Origin of the sequence: Actinomadura sediminis (genome assembly GCF_042675525.1) — a bacterium.
Lineage (GTDB): Bacteria > Actinomycetota > Actinomycetes > Streptosporangiales > Streptosporangiaceae > Spirillospora > Spirillospora sediminis.
In genome coordinates, this window is record NZ_JBHTJA010000023.1 from 22,895 (window position 1) to 43,384 (window position 20,490).

The window sequence follows — 20,490 nt, forward strand, 5'->3', positions numbered from 1 at the left end:
AAGGGGGACTTCGACCGGATACTCCCCGATGGGGTGGTCCGGCGGGGGACGCCCGTCTACGCTGGGCCCGTGCCGGCCGAGACGGAAGTCGACGCGAGTGACCGCAGTGGCGGGAGCGGGAGACTCGTCCCCGTGTCCGGATCCGGCCGCCGGCGGCGCCGGTGGCTGACCGGGACCACCACCCGCGCCGAGAAGGCGCGCGCCGTCCGCGGCCTCGCGTCGCTGAGCGGCCTCGCCGGGCTGCTCGTCGCCCTCATGCTGATCCCCACCGCGTGCACCGCGGGCGTCGGCGCGCGCGACGCGGCCCGCTGGTTCCAGAACGCCCCCGAAGGGCTGGAGGGCCTCGGCGTCCCGCAGCGCTCCACGATCCTCGCCGCCGACGGCTCGAAACTCGCGACGTTCTTCTACCAGAACCGGGTGAACGTCGACCTGGACGACATCGCGCCGATCATGCGCGAGGCGGTCGTCGCGATCGAGGACAGCCGGTTCTACGAGCACGGCGCCCTCGACACCGAGGGGACGCTGCGGGCGCTCGCCGCCAACCTGTCCAGCGGCGACGTGGAACAGGGCGGCTCGGGCATCACGCAGCAGTACGTGAAGAACCTGCTGCTCGTCCAGGCCGAGTCGGACGCCGAGCGGACGGCCGCCACGGAGGTCACCCTCGCCCGCAAGATCCGCGAGCTGCGGTACGCGGTGGCGATCGAGGAACGGCTGTCCAAGGACGAGATCCTCCGCCGCTACCTCAACATCGCCTACTTCGGCGACGGCGCCTACGGCGTCGAGGCCGCGTCCCGCCACTACTTCTCCAAGCACGCGTCCGAGCTGGACCTCGGGGAGGCGGCGCTGCTCGCCGGCGTCATCCGCTACCCGCACGCCTACAACCCCGTCGAGCACCCCGAGATGGCGCGCGAACGCCGCGACGTCGTCCTCGACCGGATGGCCGAGCTCGGCCGGGTCGACCCCGCCGAGGCCGCGAAGGCCAGGGAGCGGCCGGTCGAGCTGAAGCTGGAGGAGGTCGACAACGGCTGCGTGTCCAGCGACGCCCCGTTCTTCTGCGACTACGTGCAGCGCGAGATCCTCACCGACAAGGTGTTCGGGGAGACGGCCAAGGAACGCGAACGGCTCCTCAAACGCGGCGGCCTGACCATCCACACGACCCTCGACCCGAAGGCGCAGCGCGCCGCGCAGCGCGCCGTCGAACGGTTCGTCCCGCCGAAGAACGACGCGCACCTCGCCGCCGCCGAGGCGATGGTCGAACCCGGCACCGGGCACATCAAGGCCATGGTCGTCGGCCGCGAGATGGGCGACGACACCCGGCGCGGCAAGACCTGGATCAACTTCGCCGCCGACGCCAGCCACGGCTCCAGCATCGGCATGCAGGCCGGGTCGACGTTCAAGGCGTTCACGCTGGCCGCCGCGCTGGACGAGGGCATGCCGTTCGGCACCCGCCTCATGGCGCCCCGCACCTACACGCCGACCGGGTTCCGCAACTGCGACGGCGAACGCGTCGGCGACCCGAACGCCGTCCTGCGCAACAACGCCGACGGCGAGGGCGGCCGCCCGTTCAGCCTCGTCACCGGCACCCGCAACTCGGTCAACACCTTCTTCCTCGCCCTGGAGAAGGAGGTCGGCCTCTGCGACACCGTCGAGATGGCCGAGGAACTCGGGTTGAAGCAGGCCGACGGGAAGCCGCTGGAGCAGTACCCGTCGTTCACGCTCGGCTCCAACCCCGTCTCCCCGCTGCGGCTCGCCGCCGCCTACGCCGCGTTCGGCGCCCGCGGCGAGTACTGCGAGCCGGTCGCGATCACGAAGGTCGTGGACGCGTCCGGGAAGAAGCTCGACGTCCCCGACGCCGAATGCCGGCAGGCCATGGACGAGGGTGTCGCCGACGGCGTCAGCCACGTCCTGCGGGGCGTGCTCACCGACGGCACCGCCGCCGGGATGGGCATCGGCCGTCCCGCCGCCGGGAAGACCGGCACCGTCGACGACTTCTCCGCCGCCTGGTTCGCCGGGTACACGCCCGACCTCGCGTCCGCCGTCTGGGTCGGCGACCCGCGCGGCGGCTACGAGCACCCGATGACGAGCGTCTGCCTCGACGGCCGCTGCTACGGCGCCGTCTACGGCGCGACCCTTCCCGCGCCGATCTGGCAGCAGAGCATGCGCGGCGCCCTCCAGGGCACCGAGGCGACCCCGTTCCAGCGGCCCCCGGGGCACTTCTTCAGCAAGGGCAGCGGCCTCGACCGCGTCGACATCCCGGACGTGCGCGGCATGGACCTCGGGGACGCCCTCGACCGGCTCCGGTCCGCCGGGTTCAAGGTCAGCTTCGGCGACCGGATGCCCTCCCGGTACCCGCGCGGGACGGTCGCCGAGATGTCGCCCGGCCCCGGCTCCGCCGAGCCCGGCACCACGATCACCGTCCGGGTCAGCGACGGGCCCGAGGAGGAGGACGACCCGGGCGGCGACGACCCCGGCGGCGCGCCCACGCTCCCGCCCGGCTTCACGCCCCCGCCCGACGCCGGCGGCACGCCGGAGCCGAACGGCCCCGCCGGCGACTGACCCGCGGACGCGGTGACCGCCCGCACCGTGTGACCGTCCGGCCTGCGGGTAGATCGTTTCCCGGGGGTGTGATCCCGCCCCGCACGACCGATCCGGGGGGACGATCGTCATGCGAGCCATCGCCGTGTCCGAGTACGGCGCCACACCGGCGCTCACCTACCTGCCGCGGCCCGAACCGGGCCCCGGCGAGATCCTCGTGAAACTGGTCGCCGCGGGGCTCAACCCGCTCGACTGGCGGATCGCGGACGGCATGCTCAAGGACACCGCCGACGCCGCGTTCCCGCTCGTCCTCGGGGCGGACGGCGCCGGCGTCGTCGAGGACGCGGGCGAGGGCGTCACCCGGCTGCGGCACGGCGAACAGGTCTACGGGGTCTTCACCGACGTCGAGCGCGGCCGCGGCTCGTACGCCGAGTACGCCGTCGTCCGCGAGGACGGGCCCGTCGCCCGCATGCCCGCGTCGATGGTGTACTCGGAGGCCGCGGCGGTGCCGACCGCGTGCGCCGCCGCCCTCGACGTGGTCGAACGGGCCGGGATCGGCGAGGGCCGGACCGTCCTCGTCGCCGGGGCGACCGGCGGCGTCGGGCAGGCCGCCGTGCAGCTCGCCGCTCGCACCGGCGCGAAGGTGATCGCCACCGCCCGCGCGGACACGGCCGGGACGATGCGCCGCCTCGGCGCCGCGCACACCGTCGACCACACCGCGGGCGACATCAACGACCAGGTGCTCGCCGTCCACTCCGCGGGCCTGGACGCCCTCGTCGTCCTCGCGGGCGACACCGCGCGGACCGCCGAGCTCGCCCGCCTGCTGCGCCCCGGCGGCACCTGCGTCAGCACCGTGTGGACCGCCGACCCCGACACCATGGCCGCGCACGGCCTGCACGGCGTCAACTACGACGGCGGCCCCACCGCCGCGGCCCTCGACCGGCTCGCCGGTCTCCTCGACGCCGGGGACCTGCGCGTCCACCTCGAACGCGAGGCGCCCCTGGAGGCGGCGCCGGACGCCCTCGCCCGCAACCGCGCGGGCGGCGCGCGCGGCAAGACCGTCCTGCGCGTCCTGTGACAACAGGCCCGTAGCGGGCATGGGATGACGTATGAGTCAACGGATGAGCGACGAGGAACGCAGCGCGCGGATCCGGGAGATCGACGAGGACCTCGCGCGGATGCGCGGCGACATCGACCCCTCGATCGACGGGCCCCACGACATGGTGGACGCCGGGCAGAACCTCGCGGCCCGGGAGGAGCTCGCCGGCCAGATCGAGGAACTGGAGGCCGAACGCGAACGCCTGATGCGCGGCACCTGACGCACGCGCCCGACGCACGCACCCGACGCACGCGGTGGCCCCTCCGGCGCCGCGGCCGGCGGCGCGGGGAGGGGTCAGCGCGACGAGCGGCCGCCGGGACGCGGGGCGGGCAGGCGCAGCACGAAACGCGCGCCGGTCAGGCCGTCCGTCCGGTCCGTCAGGACCAGCGAGCCGCCGTGCGCCTCCGCGATGTCCCGGGAGATCGCCAGGCCGAGGCCGGTGCCGCCCGCGTCGCGGTGCCGGCCCTCGGCCAGCCGGGTGAACCGCTCGAACACCCGCTCGCGGTCCTGCGGCGCGATCCCCGCCCCGTCGTCGATCACCTCGAGCACCGCCGTCTCCGCCTCGCTCCGCACCACCACCGTCACCTCCCCGGCGGCGTGCCGGTCCGCGTTGTCGAGCAGGTTCGTCAGCGCCCGCGCCAGCTCGGCGCGCCCGCCGTGCACCGCCACGGGACCCTCCGAGAACACCGTCACCCGGCTCCGCCGCGGGCGGCGCAGCACCTCCTGGTCGGTCAGCTCCGCCAGGTCCACCGATTCCCGCTGGAAGGTCCCGTTCGCCTCCAGCCGCGCCAGCGCCAGCAGGTCGTCCGCGACCGCCGCGACCCGGTCGGTGTTCGCCAGCAGCGCCCGCAACGTCGCGGTCAGGTCCGTCGCGTCCGGATCGGCCAGCGCCAGCTCCAGCTCCATCCGCAGCCCCGTCAGCGGGCTGCGCAGCTCGTGCGACACGTCCGACACGAACGCCCGCTGCCGGGCCACCGCCTTCTCCAGCCGGTCCAGCGTCGCGTTCACGCTCTCCGCCAGCAGCGCCACCTCGTCGCGCCGGCCCGGCACCGGCACCCGCCGCTCCAGGTCCGTCATCGTGATCTCGTCGAGCTCCCGCCGGATCGCGTCCACCGGCCGCAGCGTCCGTCCCACCGCGACCCAGGTGCCGTAGCCGGCGAGCGCCGCGAGGAACGGCACGCCCAGGCCCGCCAGGACGGCCAGCGGCGGATGCGGCACCAGCCCCGGCTCCGGCGCCAGCGCGAACACGTAGAACGGCTCGGGCCGCATGTCCGCGCGGTACTCCACGATGAGGAAGCAGTCGCCGCGCGGCGCGTCGACGTCGCAGCTGCGCCCGTCCCGGCGGTCGTCCCCGGGAGGCGGCGGCGGGAACGCCACCGGCGGCCGCCCGCGCATCGCCGGGCTCGCCGCGACCACCCGCCCCCGCGAGTCGACGACCTGCAGCAGGTCGTTGTCGGACGCGAAGATCCGATCGCGGGTCGCCAGCTCCCCGGAGCGGACGACGCTGACGACGCGCCGCCCCTCCCGCGCCAGCTCCCGCTGCATGTCGCCGACCACGTCCCGCCGGGCCGCCACCAGCAACAGCGCAGCCGCCACCGTGGCGAGGACAAGCGTCGCCAGGACCGCCGACAGCGTCACCCGCACCCGGATCTCCGAGTGGTGCACGGCGACCCGCCAGACGCGGTGGGTCACGCTCTCGACGAACCCGCGGAGCCCGACACGGATGACGACCTCCTCGATCGTTCCGCGCCCCGTCCCGGGGCGCTCCGGACGTTGAGCCGGTACCCGATGTTCCTTACCTCACCGGGCAAACGGGACCGACCTCCCCGGGTAAAAAGATCGTGTTGCCGCCGCGCCACCGCGCCGAGCACCCGGATCCCGCGTGCGTCCGGCCCGGTCCCGCGGGGACCGTCTTGCGCCGACGGGGGTTCCAGGGGGTCGCCTCCGCGGGCCGACACGTTAGGCTCGGGAGTCGCACCAGATCATTCCTACGCAGGGGGTTCCCCGTGTCGTCCATCAACGCCGTACTCGCCCGGGAGATCCTCGACTCCCGCGGCAACCCGACCGTGGAGGTCGAGGTACTGCTCGATGATGGGACCGAGGCGCAGGCCGCGGTGCCGAGCGGCGCGTCCACCGGACAGTTCGAGGCGGTCGAGTTGCGCGACGGCGGCGAGCGGTACGGCGGCAAGGGCGTGCGGAACGCGGTCAAGGCCGTCAACGACACGATCGACGAGAAGCTCGTCGGGTGGGAGGCGGCCGACCAGCGGCTGATCGACCAGCGGCTGATCGACCTGGACGGGACGCCGGCGAAGTCGGCGCTCGGCGCGAACGCGATCCTCGGGGTGAGCCTGGCGGTGGCGAAGGCCGCGGCCGAGTCCGCGGGGCTGCCGCTGTTCCGGTACGTGGGCGGGCCGAACGCGCACCTGCTGCCGGTGCCGATGATGAACATCCTGAACGGCGGCGCGCACGCCGACACCAACGTGGACATCCAGGAGTTCATGATCGCGCCGATCGGGGCGTCGACGTTCGCCGAGGCGGTGCGCTGGGGCGCCGAGACCTACCACGCGCTGAAGAAGGTGCTGAAGGGCAAGGGGCTGAACACCGGGCTCGGCGACGAGGGCGGTTTCGCGCCCGAGCTGCCCAGCAACCGCGACGCCCTCGACCTGATCATGGAGGCGATCCGGCAGGCCGGGTTCACGCCGGGCCGCGACATCGCGCTCGCCCTGGACGTCGCCGCGACCGAGTTCCACGCGGACGGCCAGTACACGTTCGAGGGCACCAAGCGCTCCGCCGACGACATGGCCGCCTACTACGGCGAGCTGCTCGGCGAGTACCCGCTCGTCTCCATCGAGGACCCCCTCGACGAGGAGGACTGGGCGGGCTGGGAGGGCCTCACCGCGGCCGTCGGCGACCGGGTGCAGCTCGTCGGCGACGACCTGTTCGTCACCAACCCGGAGCGCCTCGCCCGCGGGATCGAGTCGGGCGCGGCGAACGCGCTGCTCGTCAAGGTCAACCAGATCGGCACGCTCAGCGAGACGCTCGACGCGGTGTCGCTCGCGCAGACCAGCGGCTTCCGGTGCATGATGAGCCACCGGTCCGGCGAGACCGAGGACACCACCATCGCCGACCTGGCCGTCGCGACGAACTGCGGGCAGATCAAGACGGGCGCCCCGGCGCGCAGCGACCGCGTCGCGAAGTACAACCAGCTGCTGCGCATCGAGGAGCTGCTGGACGACGCCGCCCGCTACGCCGGCGCCGCCGCGTTCCCGCGGTTCACGCCGCGGGGCTGACCGAGAGCGGCCGATGGCAGCCGAACACGACCGGCCGCAGGACGCCGCCCGGGGCCGGGTCCCGGGCGGCGCCCGGCGCGGCGCCCACGCCCTGACCAGCCGCGCCGCGATCCTCGCGGTGGTGATGTGCGCGATCGCGCTGAGCCTGGCGTACCCCGTGCGGGAGTACATCGCGCAGCGCCAGGAGATCGCCGAGCTGCGGCAGCAGGAGGCGCTGGCCCGCCAGAAGGTGGAGCGGCTCGAGGAGCAGAAGCGGCGGCTCGGCGACGAGTCGTACATCGAGCGGGAGGCCACGCAGCGGCTCCACTACTGCCGTCCGGACGTGAAGTGCTACATCGTCCTGGACGGCGGCGGCGGTGGGGAGCGGCGGGCCGCGAAGGACGGGGAGCGGCGCACGCCGCCGTGGTACGAGACGCTCTGGCGGTCCGTGGAGGCCGCCGACAGGCCGCGCTGACCGTCCGGGAACGGACGGGACGCGCGGGTGGGGACCGATGACATGATCGACGAACGCGCCGAGCCGGCGGGCGGGGGCATCTCCCCGCGGGACGAGGCCGCGGTGGCGGCCCAGCTCGGCCGGGTGCCGCGCGGCGTCCGCCGGGTGGCCCACCGCTGCCCGTGCGGGAACCCCGCCGTGATCGAGACGGCGCCGCGGCTGCCCGACGGGACCCCGTTCCCGACGCTGTTCTACCTGACGTGCCCGAAGGCCGCCTCGGCGATCGGGACGCTCGAGGGGAGCGGCGTGATGCGGGAGATGCAGGCGCGGCTCGCGGACGACCCGGACCTGAAGGCCGCGTACGTCCGGGCCCACGACGACTACCTGCGGCGCCGCGACCGGGCCGCCCGCGAGGACGGCGTGGAGCCGCTGCCCGCGGGCATGCAGAGCGCGGGCGGGATGCCCGAGCGGGTGAAGTGCCTGCACGCCCTGATCGCGCACGAGCTCGCCGTGCCCGGCGCGAACCCGTTCGGCCGCGAGGCGCTCGACGCGCTGCCGGAGTGGTGGCGGTCCGGGCCGTGCGTCCACCCCGGCGCCACCCCTGACACCGCGGCCACCCCTGACACCGCGGCCACCCCTGACACCGCGGCCACCGAGGACACCGACGACCCCGAGGAGGCCCGGTGACGCGCGTCGCCGCCGTCGACTGCGGCACCAACTCCGTCCGCCTGCTGATCGCCGACATCGACGCCGCGGCCGGCGCCCTCGCCGACGTCGAGCGCCGGATGGAGATCGTCCGGCTCGGGGAGGGCGTGGACGAGACCGGGCGGCTGTCGCCCGCCGCGCTGGAGCGGACGTTCGCCGCGATGCGCGGCTACGCGGACCTGATCGGCCGGCACGGCGCGGCCGGCAAGGTCCGCGTCGTCGCGACGAGCGCGACCCGCGACGCGGCGAACCGGGACGAGTTCGTCCGCGGCGTCGTCGACATCTTCGGCGTCGTCCCCGAGGTGATCACCGGGGACGAGGAGGCGGAGCTGTCGTTCACCGGCGCGACCCGCGAGCTGGCGGAGCTGCGCCCGGCCCGCCCCTACCTGGTCGTCGACATCGGCGGCGGCTCCACCGAGTTCGTGCTGGGCAGCACGTCGGTGCGGGCGGCGCGGTCCATCGACATCGGCTGCGTGCGGATGACCGAGCGGCACCTGAAGGACGGGGACCCGCCGTCGCCGGAGCAGATCGCGGCGGCCGTCGCCGACATCGACGCCCAGCTCGCGGCCGTCCGGGAGGCGGTGCCGGTGGACGAGGCGCGCACGCTCGTCGGCCTCGCCGGGTCGGTGACGACGGTGTCGGGCATCGCGCTCGACCTGCCCGAGTACGACCCGTCCCGCATCCACCTGTCGCGGATCACGGCGGCGCAGGTGCACGAGGTGACGCGGCGGCTGCTGCACGCGACGCGGGACGAACGCGCCCGGTTCGGCGTCATGCACCCGGGCCGCGTCGACGTGATCGGCGCGGGCGCCCTCATCCTCGACCGGATCATGCGCGAGTACGGGTTCGGGGCGGTCGTGGTCAGCGAGCACGACATCCTCGACGGCCTCGCCTGGTCGCTCGTCTAGCGGGTCAGCCCTTCAGCCGGTCGAGCAGCGCCGGGATGAGGACGGCGTTCGGGTTCTGCTGCGGCACGTAGAGGACGGCGTCGCGGCCGGTGGCCTGCCTGATCCAGACCCGGCCGCCGTCCACGACGGCCCCGGAGATCGCCGACCAGCCCAGCGACACGCGCGCCCCCCGCACCCCGCCGGGGTGGACGGTCAGCCCGGCGGCGACGTCGACCGACTCGCCCGCCCGGACGTGCTCGGCGAGCTGCGCGACGATGCGGGGCTCGGCGCGGACCTGGCACAGCCGGATCAGCCGGCCCCAGAGCCCGTCGGGGCCGCCGGCCGCACCGGGCGCGTGCCGCGGCACGGACGCCTCGTCCAGCACCACCTCGACGCGGGGCCCGCCGTGGAACGGGTGCCGCCCCACCTGGAAGATCCATTGCGCGGGACGTCCGGAGCCGTCGGCGGCGTCGGCCGTCCAGTAGGCGACCCATTCGACGTACTGCCAGATCAGGGACTCGTCGCCGAACGCGACGCCGTGGTCGTCGGCGCGCAGCCGCAGCCCGTGGACGACGGTGTCGATCGCGTGCTCGGCGGGCGGGGCCTGCCAGGAGCGTTCGGCGTGCGGGGCGGCGTGGGCGGCGCCGCCGGACGGGTGGCGCCGGGGGAGCGGGGTCCGGGTGGGCGCGGCGGGCTCGGGGTTGAGGCGGTCGCTCCAGTTCCGGCCGTCCCACCAGCGCAGGCTGCCCGTCCCGTAGGGGTCCGGGTACCAGCCGGGTTGCGACAATGCAGACTCCGTTCGCGAAAGGGCGACGACGCGCCCGTTCTCCCCGATCGGCGAACGCATCGTACCGACGCGGCCCCCGGTTCGGCGGGCGATGGTCGGAACCGGCCATGGCGGCACGGTCGGAACCGGCCATGGCGGCACGGTCGGAAACCGCACGGTCGGAACCGGCCTTGGGGTCGCGCATGCGAGGATCGGGGCATGCCCACCGCCAACGCCCCGTTCGTCCCGCCCGGTTCCGGCTGGCCGGAGGATCCCGCGAGCCCGGACACGCCCGTCGCGCACGGCGCCGGCGAGGTGGTCGAGCTGGCCGGGAGCTCCCCGGACCTGGACGAGCTGTGCGCGCGGCAGTCGGTGTGCCGGGCGTGCGAGCGGCTGGTGGAGTGGCGCGAGCAGGTCGCGGTGCGGCGGCGCCGGGCGTTCGCGGACGAGGAGTACTGGGGGCGCCCGGTGGCCGGGTGGGGCGATCCGGAGCCGCACATCATGATCGTCGGGCTGGCGCCGGCGGCGCACGGCGGCAACCGCACCGGCCGGATCTTCACCGGGGACCGGTCGGGGGACTGGCTGTTCGCGTCGCTGCACCGGGTGGGGCTCGCGGCGCTGCCGACGAGCGTGCGCGCCGGGGACGGGCAGCGGCTGATCGGCGCGCGGATGGCGGCGACGGTCCGCTGCGCGCCGCCCGACAACAAGCCGACGCCGCTGGAGCGCACGACGTGCCTGCCGTGGCTCGCGCGCGAGGTCGCGGCCGTCGCGGCGTCCGTCCGGTGCATCGTGTGCCTCGGCGGGTTCGCCTGGCAGGGGGTGTGGCCGGCGCTGAGGCAGGCGGGGTACGGCCTGCCGCGCCCGCGCCCGAAGTTCGGGCACGGCGCGGAGGTCGAGCTGGCGCCGCCGTCCGGGCATGCCCGCCGGGATCCGGTGCTGCTGCTGGGCTCCTACCACCCGAGCCAGCAGAACACGTTCACGGGGCGCGTCACGGAGGAGATGCTGGACGCCGTGTTCGTCCGGGCCCGCGATTACGAATAGCCGAGGGCCCGTAGATAACGAAGCGCTCGGAGAAGCGGCAAAAGCGGCAGATACGTGAGTAGGCGCCGAATGCGGGTACCGGCCCGGTATGTCTTCCGAGCGCACCGCGGATTCCGCGAAGCACATCGTGATCGTCGGCGGCGGGTACGTCGGGATGTACACGGCGCTGCGCCTGCAGCGGAAGCTGCGGGGCGAGATGCGCCGCGGCGAGGTCGCCGTCACCGTCATCGACCCGCAGTCGTACATGACCTACCAGCCGTTCCTGCCCGAGGCGGCGGCCGGGAACCTGGAGCCCCGGCACGTGGTGGCGCCGCTGCGCCGGGTCCTGCCGCGCTGCCGGGTCGTCAACGGGTACGTGACGAAGATCGACCACGCCAAGCGCCGGGTGACGCTCTGCCCGGCCGGGACGACCACCGCGGGCGTGCCCGAGCGGAACGTGTACTACGACCGTCTCGTCGTCGCCGCCGGCTCGATCTCCAAGACGCTCCCGATCCCCGGCCTGGCGGAGTGCGGCATCGGGTTCAAGACCATCGAGGAGGCCATCTTCCTGCGCAACCACGTCATCCACCAGCTCGACATCGCCGAGTCCAACCCGGACGACGAGGAGGTGCGGCGGCGCGCGCTGACGTTCGTGTTCGTCGGCGCCGGGTTCGCGGGCGTGGAGGCGATGGCGGAACTGGAGGACATGGCCCGCATCGCCTGCCGCTGGTACCCGCACATCGACCCCGCGGAGATGCGCTGGGTGATGGTGGAGGCCACCGACCGGATCCTGCCGGAGGTCGGCCCGGAGATGGGCCGCTGGACGGAGGACGCGCTGCGCGCGCGCGGCATCGAGGTGAAGCTGAACACGCTGCTGAAGTCGGCGCAGGGACGGCACATCGTGCTGAGCGACGGCGAGGAGTTCGACGCCGGCACGCTGGTGTGGACGGCGGGCGTGAAGCCGCACCCGGTCGTCCAGGACAGCGACCTGCCGCTCGACGAGCGGGGGCGGATCAAGGCCACCGCCGAGCTGACCGTGGACGGCGCCGAGCACGCCTACACCGCCGGGGACAACGCGGCCGTCCCCGACCTGACCGACACCGGCGAGTTCACGGCGCCGAACGCGCAGCACGCCGTCCGGCAGGCCAAGCGGCTCGCCGACAACATCGTCGCGGACATGCGGGGCCGCCCCCGCAAGCCCTACCGGCACGCCTACGTCGGATCGGTGGCGAGCCTCGGGCTGCACAAGGGCGTCGCGAACGTGTACGGGATGAAGCTGCGGGGCTGGCCCGCGTGGCTGATGCACCGCACCTACCACCTGTCGCGGATGCCGACCGTGAACCGCAAGTTCCGGATCACCGCGGACTGGACGCTCGCCATGTTCTTCCGCCGCGAGATGGTCTCGCTCGGCGAGCTGGAACGGCCGCACGAGGAGTTCGAGCTGGCCGCCGGGCGCCCGAAGGAGGTCCCGGTGCCGCATTGAGCGGCCGGGGCGCGCCGTACGGATTGTTTTCCACCGGGCGGCTCATGTGCTCCCGGTATGATTACGCCGCCCCTGTAGCCCAATGGCAGAGGCGGGCTCCCTAAAAGAGCTTTTGTGTCGGTTCGAATCCGACCAGGGGCATGGGCGGCGGGCCGGCGTCCGGACACGGGCGCCCGGCCTCCCGTATCCGCACACGCGCGTCCGAGTCCGCGCGTCCGAGTCCGTGCATCCGAGTCCGCGCGTCCGGGCGAGCGTGTCCGGGTACTCCGTGATCAGAGCTGGGGACGGCGGGTACTCCGCGTTTAGACTGGAGTCCGGTTCGATCAACGTGGAGGCTCCGAATGGAGAGCAGGAACCCGGCATTCCGGGGCCGTTCCTTCCAGAAACGCGCGGACGGCGCCGCGTACGGCGCGCCCGGGCACTACGGTGCGCCGGGCATGGAGCAGGGCTACGGCGCCCCTGGGCAGGGCGGTTCGGGGTACAGCGTGCAGGCGCCGCCCGCCGCCCCGCCGGTCACCCGTCCGATGACCATCGACGACGTCGTCGTCCGCGGGTTCATGACGCTGGCCACCCTGGTGGTCACCGGGGCGCTGGCCTGGATGCTGGTGCCCGTCGAGCTCGCGACGCCCGTGCTGGTCGTCTCGCTCATCGCGATGATCGGCGTCTGGGCGTTCATCACCTTCGGCCGCAAGGCCAACGCGCCGGTGGTGCTGGCGTTCGCCGCGCTCTACGGCGTCGCCGTCGGCATCATCAGCCACGCCTACAACGACCTGTACCACGGCGTGGTGTTCCAGGCCGTGATCGGGACGGCGCTCGCGTTCGGCGCGACGCTCGCCGCGTACGCGCTGCGGATCGTCCGGGTCACGCCGAAGTTCGTGAAGTTCGTCATCGCGGCGGGCGCCGCCCTCATCGGGCTGATGATCGTCAACCTGCTGGTGTACGCGTTCGGCGGGGACGGCGGCATCGGCATCCGCGACCCGGAGAACCCGCTCGCGTACGTGTTCAGCGTCGCCGCGATCCTGGTGGGCTGCTTCTTCCTGCTGCTGGACTTCGACTCCGTCGAGGAGGGCGTCCGGGCCGGCGCGCCGGAGAAGTTCGCCTGGTACTGCGCGTTCGGCCTCGTGCTGAGCCTGGTGTGGATCTACCTGGAGATCCTGCGGCTGCTGTCGTACTTCTACGCGTCCCGCGACTGACGCGGACGCCGCCGCGACGGACGTCCGTCCCGCGGGCTCGCGCAAGAATCAGCCCCTCGCCGCTCCGGTGAGGGGCTGATTCGCCTGGGATCTCTGCGCCGGAGGCGCGACGGCTCGGGCGCCGCGCCGGCGGGGATGTGCCGTGGCGGGATCCCAGCGGGTCCGGGTGTGCCGGGCTCTTCAGTAGTGACGGGCGCGGCGGGCGCGCTCGTGCTCGCGCACCAGCGCGGCGGCGTAGCCGTGGGAGAGGTTGTGCTCCTCGGCCAGCCAGCTGCTGCGTTCCTCGCAGCGGGAGAACGACGGTCCGTTCTCGATCGCGGTGAACCACTCGGGAAGGTCACGTCCGGTGACTTGCGGGATACGGGCGATGAGCTTGCTGTGCGTTTCCGGCGAGTGGTTCAGTGACAATTGGCACCTCCAGGTCGCGGGGCTCTTCCTCGCACTGTGCAACACGTGCCCGGATGTGACAAGACCCTAACGGGGACCTATCCGTTGCGTAACGTAGATCATTCATGACGGTGACCTGCGGATGAACGGGCGAACGGCCCGTGCGGCGGGCGCCGCGGCGCCCCGCACGGGCCGTTCGGCCGTCCGGGAGGACGGGTCTAGGAGAGGCGCTCGAGCACCATCGCCATGCCCTGGCCGCCGCCGACGCACATCGTCTCCAGGCCGAACTGCTTGTCGTGGAACTTGAGGCCGTTCAGCAGCGTGGAGGTGATGCGGGCGCCGGTCATGCCGAACGGGTGGCCGATCGCGATCGCGCCGCCGTTGACGTTCAGCTTGTCGTGGTCGACGCCGAGGTCCTCGGCGGACGGCAGCACCTGCGCGGCGAACGCCTCGTTGATCTCGACGAGGTCGATGTCGCCGATCGTCATCCCGGCCTTGGCGAGCGCCTTGCGGGACGCCTCGACCGGGCCGAGGCCCATGATCTCGGGGGACAGGCCGGTGACGCCGGTCGACACGACCCGCGCGAGCGGGGTGATGCCGAGCTCGGCGGCCTTGGTGTCGCTCATGATGACGACCGCGGCGGCGCCGTCGTTGAGCGGGCAGCAGTTGCCCGCGGTGACCGTGCCGTCCGGCCGGAAGGACGGCTGGAGCTGCGACACCTTCTCGTAGGTGGTGCCGGGGCGCGGGCCGTCGTCCTTCGACACGACGGTGCCGTCCGGGAGCGTCACCGGGGTGATGTCCTTCTCCCAGAAGCCGTTGGCGATGGCCTTCTCGGCGAGGTTCTGCGAGCGGACGCCGAACTCGTCCTGCGCCTGGCGGGACACGCCGCGCATCGACGCCACGTTCTCGGCCGTCTGCCCCATCGCGATGTAGACGTCCGGGATCTGGCCGTCCTCGCGCGGGTCGTGCCAGACGCCGGCGCCGCCCTCGGCGGCCTTGGCGACGCGGGCCTGCGCGTCGGCGAACACGGGGTTCTGGGTGTCGGGCAGCCCGTCGCTGCTGCCCTTGGCGAAGCGGCTGACGGTCTCGACGCCGGCCGAGACGATGACGTCGGCCTCGCCCGCCTTGATCGCGTGCAGCGCCATCCGGGTGGTCTGCAGCGAGGACGAGCAGTAGCGGGTGATCGTGGCGCCGGGGACGTCGTCCCAGCCCAGCAGGACCGACACCACGCGGGCCATGTTGTAGCCCTGCTCGCCGCCGGGCAGGCCGCAGCCGAGCAGCAGGTCGTCGATCTGGGACGGCTGCAGCTGCGGGACCTTCGCCATCGCGGCGGTGATCATCTGCGCGGTGAGGTCGTCGGGACGGATGTCCTTCAGCGACCCCTTGAAGGCGCGGCCGATCGGTGAGCGAGCGGTCGCGACGATGACTGCCTCGGGCATGTGCGGGTCTCCTGTCTCGAGCGGCCGGTCGGCGAACCGGCGTCCCCTGCGGGCGGTTGCGGCGGACGGTGTTACTCGCCGGTCATCAGCAATCTAGCCCCACGTCCTCCGCCCGGTACACGGCGGGGGGCCGGGTATGTTGACGAGGAGTCAGATAAGTAATGACTTACTCCGATGTGCGCAATTCGCGCCCCCCGGTTGCGCGTTCACGACGTTGCGGCGTCCGGCTCCGTCCGCGTTCCCGCGAGCTCCTCCGGCCCGGCCTCCGGTCCGCCCGCCGCGGACCGCCGCCGCAGCAACCGGGCCCACCGGCCCCGCGGCCCCCGCTCCCGGCCCGCGACCGACGCGCCCGACACCTCGGTGCCGGCCCGCTCCGCCGCCGCGGCCGCCGCCAGGTACACCGGCAGCACCCCGTCGCCGATCCGCGTCTCCACCGGCCAGGACTCCAGGTCGGGCTCCAGGTCCAGCGCCGACGCCAGCGACGGCAGCAGCGCCGCCGCCGCGGCCGCGTAGCCGCGCGCCGACGGGTGGTACCGGTCCGCGCTGAACATCGAGTGCGGGTCCGCCGCGAACTCGCGCCCGAGCAGGTCGCCGATCGACACCGACCGTCCGCCCCGCTCCACCACCGCGATCGTCTGCGCCGCCGCGAGCTGCCGGCTCGCCCGCCGCGCGATCCACCGCAACGGCTGCATCAGCGGCTTCACCGACCCGAGGTCCGGGCAGGTGCCCGCCACCACCTGCGCGCCCGCCGCCCGCAGCCGCGCCACCGCCTCCGCCAGATGCCGGACGGACTCCGCCGCGGGCACCCGCGACGTGACGTCGTTCGCCCCCACCATGATCACCGCGAGGTCCGGGCGGACCTCCAGGGCGCGCTCCACCTGGTCGCCCAGCGCCGCCGACCGCGCGCCCGGCCGGGCCACGTTCGTCAGCCGCACCGGCCGTCCGGCCAGCTCCGCCAGCCCGCCCGCCAGCACCGCCGCGGGCGTCTCCGCCGGGGTGTGCACCCCGAGCCCCGCCGCCGTCGAGTCGCCGAGCACCACCAGCGACAGCGCCGGCGGCGCCGCACCGCGCCCGACCCGCCCGTACTCCTCGCCGTACAGGCCGTCCGCGGCCGGCGGGTCGCCGTTCGGCGTCGCCGAGATGATCTTCCGTGCGAGCCGCGCCTCCACCATGACCAGCGCGAACGTGGCGCCGCCGAGGGCGGTGATGCCCCCGCCCCCGTAGGCCGCCGCCGCCGCGATGCGGCGTGCCGTGAACGCTCTCAGCATGGCCCCACTACCCTCCGTGCCCGCTGCATACCCGCCGCCCATCGTGTTGATGCCCGCTCCGGCCGATCTCGGCTAACGTCGGAAACGGAGATCTAACCGGGGCCGTACCAGGTCGTCCGCGTGAACCGCGGTCCGATCCGGCAGGCGGAACACCCGGACCGACACGCGGAACGACAAGGATGTCGCGGTGCACGTACACGATTCGCTGGTCGAGCTGATGGGCAACACCCCGCTCGTTCGGCTGCGCAAGGTGACCGAGGGCTTCACCCGGGACGGGGGCCCGCAGGTGCTCGCCAAGGTGGAGTACTTCAACCCGGGCGGCTCGGTGAAGGACCGCATCGCCGTCCGGATGATCGACGCGGCGGAGGCGTCCGGGGAGCTGCGGCCCGGCGGGACGATCGTCGAGCCGACGTCCGGCAACACCGGGGTGGGGCTCGCCATCGTGGCGCAGGAACGCGGCTACCGCTGCGTCTTCGTCTGCCCCGACAAGGTCGCCAAGGACAAGGTCGACGTCCTGCGCGCCTACGGCGCCGAGGTCGTGGTGTGCCCCACCGCCGTGAACCCCGAGCACCCCGACTCGTACTACTCCGTGTCGGACCGCCTCGCCGCCGAGATCCCGGGCGCCTGGAAGCCGAACCAGTACGCGAACCCGCAGAACCCGGCGTCCCACTACGCGACGACAGGGCCCGAACTGTGGGAGCAGACCGAGGGCCGCATCACGCACTTCGTCGCGGGCATCGGCACCGGCGGCACGATCAGCGGCGCCGGGAAGTACCTCAAGGAGGTCTCCGGCGGGCGCGTGCAGGTGATCGGCGCCGACCCCGAGGGCTCGGTGTACTCCGGCGGCAGCGGCCGCCCCTACCTGACCGAGGGCGTCGGCGAGGACATCTGGCCCGAGACCTACGACCGCGAGATCTGCGACCGGGTCATCGCCGTGTCCGACAAGGACTCCTTCGTCATGACCCGGCGGCTCGCCCGCGAGGAGGCCCTGCTCGTCGGCGGCTCCTGCGGCATGGCGGTCGTCGCGGCGCTGCGCGTCGCCGCCGAGGCCGACGACGACGCGGTGATCGTCGTCCTGCTGCCGGACGGCGGCCGCGGCTACCTCTCGAAGATCTTCAGCGACGAGTGGATGCACCAGCACGGCTTCAGCGAGGACCGCACCACCGAGCCGACGGTGGGCGACGTCCTGGCGCAGAAGGCGGGCGCGCAGTCGGAGGGCATCCCGAACTTCGTCCACATGCACCCGACCGAGACGGTCGGGGAGGCGGTGAAGGTCCTCAGGGAGTTCGGCGTGTCGCAGATGCCGGTCGTGTCGCCGGGCGCGGGCCACCCCGACGTGATGGCGGGCGAGGTGATCGGAGCGGTCGAGGAACGCGTCCTCCTGCACGCCCTCTACGCCGACCACGCGGGCGCCGAGGACCCGCTCGAGAAGCACATGAGCCCGCCGCTGCCCGTCGTCGGGTCGGGCGAGCCGGTGGCGCGGATGGTCTCCGTCCTCGAGAACCGGGACGCGGTGGTCGTCCTGGTCGACGGCAAGCCCTCGGGCATCGTCACCCGCCAGGACGTCCTGGCCTACCTCGCCCCCTCCGCCGGCTGACCTCGCCGCCCCGACCACGGGCACCGCCGCACCCCGGAAACGGGCGAGGCCCCCGGCTCTCGACGAGCCGGGGGCCTCGCTCACACGAGGGAGCCGGGTTGCGGGGCGGTCCGTGGGCGGCTTTTCCGACCGCCCCGCAACCCGGCGTCTGGGGGAACCGCTACGAGCGGGTTCCGGACGGTGCGTACTGGTCCTCGACCGGGTCCACCGGGCCGGACGCGGGTTCCTTCGGACCCATGCGGCCCGGCCACCAGGCGCGGTGTCCCAGCAGGGCGGTGACGCCCGGCACCAGGAAGATCGCCATGACGAACGCGGAGAGCGCGATGCCGAGCGCGATCGAGAAGCCCATCTGCTGGAGCATCGAGACGCTCGCCAGCAGCATCACCGAGAACGTCCCGGCCAGGATCAGGCCCGCCGCGGCGACCGTCGGGCCGCCGTGCTGGACGGCCAGCGCCGCGGCCTTGCGCGGCTCGTGCCCCTCCTTGGCCTCCTCGCGGAGCCGCGCGGTCATCAGGATGTTGTAGTCGGTCCCGATGGCCAGCACGAACAGGTACAGCATGATCGGCAGGTGGAAGATCTCTCCCGGTTCGCCCAGGAGGCCCTGGAAGACGAACACCGCGGAGCCCAGCGTGGCGGCGAAGCCCAGCAGCACCGCCGGGACCAGGTACAGCGGCGCCACCACCGAGCGCAGCAGCACGAGGAGGATCAACGCGATCAGCACCCCGGCGACCGGGAGGATCACCGACAGGTCGCGGTTGACGACCTTGTTGATGTCGGCGTAGATCGCGGCCTCACCGCCGACGTACACCTTGGTGCCCTCCGGCGCGATGTCGTGCACCGCCGGGTTGAGCTCGTCCTTCACCATGTTGATCGACTCGTTGCTGACCGGGTTGCCGTCCAGCAGCAGGTTGACGCGGCCGACGGACGGGTCCTCGCCCAGTTCGGCGGGCCCGACGCCGCCGACGCCGGGCAGCGACTTGGCCTCCTGCCCGAAGGCGTCCAGCTCGGCCTTCGTCAGCGGCTGCCCGTCGGTGGACTGCACCATGACCTCCACCGGCCTGGTCTGGCCGGCCGGGAAGCCCTTCTGCATGTCCTTGATGGCCTGCGCGGACTCGGTGTCCTGCGGGAAGCTGGACTGGAAGTCGTAGTTCGACTTGAAGCCGAACACGCCGGTCGCCAGCGCGATCATCACCGCGGCCGCGGCCAGCGCGACGATCGCCGGGCGCTTGCCGACCAGCGCGCCGAGCTTCGTCGACACGGTGCCCTTCGGCTCCTTCTTCCACGCCTTGGACGGCCAGAACACCGCGGTGCCGAGCACCGACAGCAGCGCCGGGAACACCGTCAGCGACGTGATGCCCATGACCAGGACGCCGATGGCGAGCGACGGGCCCCACGCGGCGAAGATCCCGAAGGACGCCAGCATCAGCACGACGAAGGTGGCGGCGATCGCGGCGGCCGCGGAGGTGATGACCTCGCCGACCCGCTCGACCGCCTGGATCAGCGCCTCCTTGCGCTCCACGCCGGCCCGCAGCCGCTCCCGGTAGCGGAACAGCAGGAACAGGTAGTAGTCGGCGCCGACGCCGAACAGCACGATCGTCAGGATGATCTGCAGGCTGTCGTCACCGGAGAAGTCGAGCACCTTGGACGCGGCGCCGATCAGGCCCATCGACATCTGCTCGGTCGCGATGATCACGATGATCGGCAGGATGGCGGCCAGCGGCGCCCGGAAGATCAGCAGGATCAGCCCGATGATCAGGGCGAACGTGGCGATGGTGATGAGCGCGAAGGACTGGGTGAACGAGTCCTCGTTGTCCACGAACATCGCGATGTCGCCGCCGACCTTGGCCTCCAGGCCGCTGCCGAGGACTTCGGGCAGCTTCTCGCGGAGGTCCTTGATCGCCTGGCTCTGGTCCTGGGCCTCGGCCCCGCTGGCCATCTCCATCGGCACGTTGATCAACTGGATGGACTTGTTGGGCGCCACCGCCTCCGGGCCGGTGACGAACCCGCGGACGGTCGGGTAGTTCTCGGCCGTCAGCGCCTTGGCCGCCTCCGCGATCTTGGCGCTGTCCTGCGGCGTGATCTGTCCGCCGTCGGAGCGCTGCACCACGATCAGCGAGCTGGCCTCGGCCTGCTGCGGGAACGCGTCCGAGGCGAGCTCGGCCGCCTGGACGGACTCGTACCCGGACGGCAGGAACTCGCCCTGGTCGGACTCGGTTGTCAGTTTGGGGGAGAAGGCGATGATGACGACTGCCGCCGCCAGCCAGGCCACGATCGTCCACCACGGGTGTCTCACGACGAAGCGTGCGAGCCCAGCGAACATGCGTCTTCCTTCGGTTCAGAGGGATACGTGCGGATGCGTATCAAACGGTAGAGATCCGGCGCCCCTCT

At 73.2% G+C, this 20,490-nt stretch carries 17 protein-coding genes and 1 tRNA gene; 12 read left to right on the plus strand and 6 right to left on the minus strand.

Features of this window, described 5'->3' with window-relative positions; all coding sequences use genetic code 11:
• Positions 1-132 precede the first annotated feature (132 nt).
• From ACFQ11_RS14495 to ACFQ11_RS14505, 3 genes are all read left to right on the plus strand, one after another.
• On the plus strand, positions 133-2,556 hold the full coding sequence (locus ACFQ11_RS14495; protein ID WP_378298823.1) for a penicillin-binding protein: 2,424 nt from the start codon (positions 133-135) through the stop codon (positions 2,554-2,556).
• A gap of 109 nt (positions 2,557-2,665) precedes the next feature.
• Complete coding sequence (locus ACFQ11_RS14500; protein ID WP_378298824.1) at positions 2,666-3,613, plus strand: NADP-dependent oxidoreductase; 948 nt, start codon at positions 2,666-2,668, stop codon at positions 3,611-3,613.
• Positions 3,614-3,656: 43 nt separating this feature from the next.
• Positions 3,657-3,854 carry a hypothetical protein gene (locus ACFQ11_RS14505; protein WP_378298825.1) on the plus strand — a complete coding sequence of 66 codons (198 nt, stop codon included), beginning with the start codon at positions 3,657-3,659 and terminating at the stop codon, positions 3,852-3,854.
• A 74-nt stretch (positions 3,855-3,928) separates the two neighbouring features.
• On the opposite strand, the gene ACFQ11_RS14510 is transcribed toward ACFQ11_RS14505, so the two are convergent.
• Positions 3,929-5,326: a sensor histidine kinase gene (locus ACFQ11_RS14510; protein WP_378298826.1), complete on the minus strand. Its 1,398-nt coding sequence runs from the start codon at positions 5,324-5,326 to the stop codon at positions 3,929-3,931.
• A gap of 314 nt (positions 5,327-5,640) precedes the next feature.
• Between ACFQ11_RS14510 and eno the strand changes: the two genes are divergently transcribed.
• Genes eno through ACFQ11_RS14530 form a run of 4 tightly spaced genes read left to right on the plus strand, consistent with a single transcriptional unit; the run spans position 5,641 to position 8,970 of the window.
• Complete coding sequence (gene eno, locus ACFQ11_RS14515; RefSeq protein WP_378298827.1) at positions 5,641-6,924, plus strand: phosphopyruvate hydratase; 1,284 nt, start codon at positions 5,641-5,643, stop codon at positions 6,922-6,924.
• A 13-nt stretch (positions 6,925-6,937) separates the two neighbouring features.
• Positions 6,938-7,378, plus strand: coding sequence for an FtsB family cell division protein (locus tag ACFQ11_RS14520; protein WP_378298828.1), 441 nt, complete (start codon positions 6,938-6,940; stop codon positions 7,376-7,378).
• Between the two features lie 42 nt (positions 7,379-7,420).
• A complete protein-coding gene (locus ACFQ11_RS14525) occupies positions 7,421-8,044 on the plus strand; it encodes a DUF501 domain-containing protein (protein WP_378298829.1) in 624 nt (207 codons plus the stop codon).
• On the plus strand, positions 8,041-8,970 hold the full coding sequence (locus ACFQ11_RS14530; RefSeq protein WP_378298830.1) for a Ppx/GppA phosphatase family protein: 930 nt from the start codon (positions 8,041-8,043) through the stop codon (positions 8,968-8,970). The genes ACFQ11_RS14525 and ACFQ11_RS14530 overlap by 4 nt, the downstream gene beginning before the upstream one ends.
• A gap of 4 nt (positions 8,971-8,974) precedes the next feature.
• Here ACFQ11_RS14530 and ACFQ11_RS14535 read toward each other — a convergent pair whose 3' ends face one another.
• The gene (locus ACFQ11_RS14535) at positions 8,975-9,736 is read right to left on the minus strand and encodes a DUF2510 domain-containing protein (RefSeq protein ID WP_378298831.1); all 762 of its coding nucleotides are present in this window, start codon (positions 9,734-9,736) and stop codon (positions 8,975-8,977) included.
• Between the two features lie 198 nt (positions 9,737-9,934).
• Here ACFQ11_RS14535 and ACFQ11_RS14540 point away from each other — a divergent pair, with 198 nt between their 5' ends.
• The 4 genes from ACFQ11_RS14540 to ACFQ11_RS14555 all read left to right on the plus strand — a co-directional run bounded on the left by ACFQ11_RS14540 (position 9,935) and on the right by ACFQ11_RS14555 (position 13,411).
• Positions 9,935-10,756, plus strand: coding sequence for a uracil-DNA glycosylase (locus tag ACFQ11_RS14540; RefSeq protein WP_378298832.1), 822 nt, complete (start codon positions 9,935-9,937; stop codon positions 10,754-10,756).
• 88 nt (positions 10,757-10,844) lie between these two features.
• Positions 10,845-12,218, plus strand: a complete 1,374-nt coding sequence (locus ACFQ11_RS14545; protein WP_378298833.1) for an NAD(P)/FAD-dependent oxidoreductase — start codon at positions 10,845-10,847, stop codon at positions 12,216-12,218.
• Between the two features lie 68 nt (positions 12,219-12,286).
• A tRNA-Leu gene (locus tag ACFQ11_RS14550) sits at positions 12,287-12,359 on the plus strand.
• A 200-nt stretch (positions 12,360-12,559) separates the two neighbouring features.
• Positions 12,560-13,411: a Bax inhibitor-1/YccA family protein gene (locus tag ACFQ11_RS14555; RefSeq protein ID WP_378298834.1), complete on the plus strand. Its 852-nt coding sequence runs from the start codon at positions 12,560-12,562 to the stop codon at positions 13,409-13,411.
• Between the two features lie 180 nt (positions 13,412-13,591).
• Here the strand turns inward: ACFQ11_RS14555 and ACFQ11_RS14560 are convergent, their stop codons facing one another.
• From ACFQ11_RS14560 to ACFQ11_RS14570, 3 genes are all read right to left on the minus strand, one after another.
• On the minus strand, positions 13,592-13,819 hold the full coding sequence (locus tag ACFQ11_RS14560) for a DUF4287 domain-containing protein (RefSeq protein WP_378298835.1): 228 nt from the start codon (positions 13,817-13,819) through the stop codon (positions 13,592-13,594).
• A gap of 197 nt (positions 13,820-14,016) precedes the next feature.
• A complete protein-coding gene (locus ACFQ11_RS14565; protein WP_378298836.1) occupies positions 14,017-15,237 on the minus strand; it encodes an acetyl-CoA C-acetyltransferase in 1,221 nt (406 codons plus the stop codon).
• Between the two features lie 206 nt (positions 15,238-15,443).
• Entirely contained in the window at positions 15,444-16,505 is a 1,062-nt protein-coding gene (locus ACFQ11_RS14570) for an SGNH/GDSL hydrolase family protein (RefSeq protein WP_378298837.1), read from the minus strand.
• 187 nt (positions 16,506-16,692) lie between these two features.
• On the opposite strand from ACFQ11_RS14570, the gene ACFQ11_RS14575 reads away from it, so the two are divergent.
• Complete coding sequence (locus ACFQ11_RS14575) at positions 16,693-18,102, plus strand: cystathionine beta-synthase (RefSeq protein WP_378298838.1); 1,410 nt, start codon at positions 16,693-16,695, stop codon at positions 18,100-18,102.
• A 160-nt stretch (positions 18,103-18,262) separates the two neighbouring features.
• On the opposite strand, the gene ACFQ11_RS14580 is transcribed toward ACFQ11_RS14575, so the two are convergent.
• Positions 18,263-20,422, minus strand: a complete 2,160-nt coding sequence (locus ACFQ11_RS14580) for an MMPL family transporter (RefSeq protein ID WP_378298839.1) — start codon at positions 20,420-20,422, stop codon at positions 18,263-18,265.
• Positions 20,423-20,490: the final 68 nt, after the last annotated feature.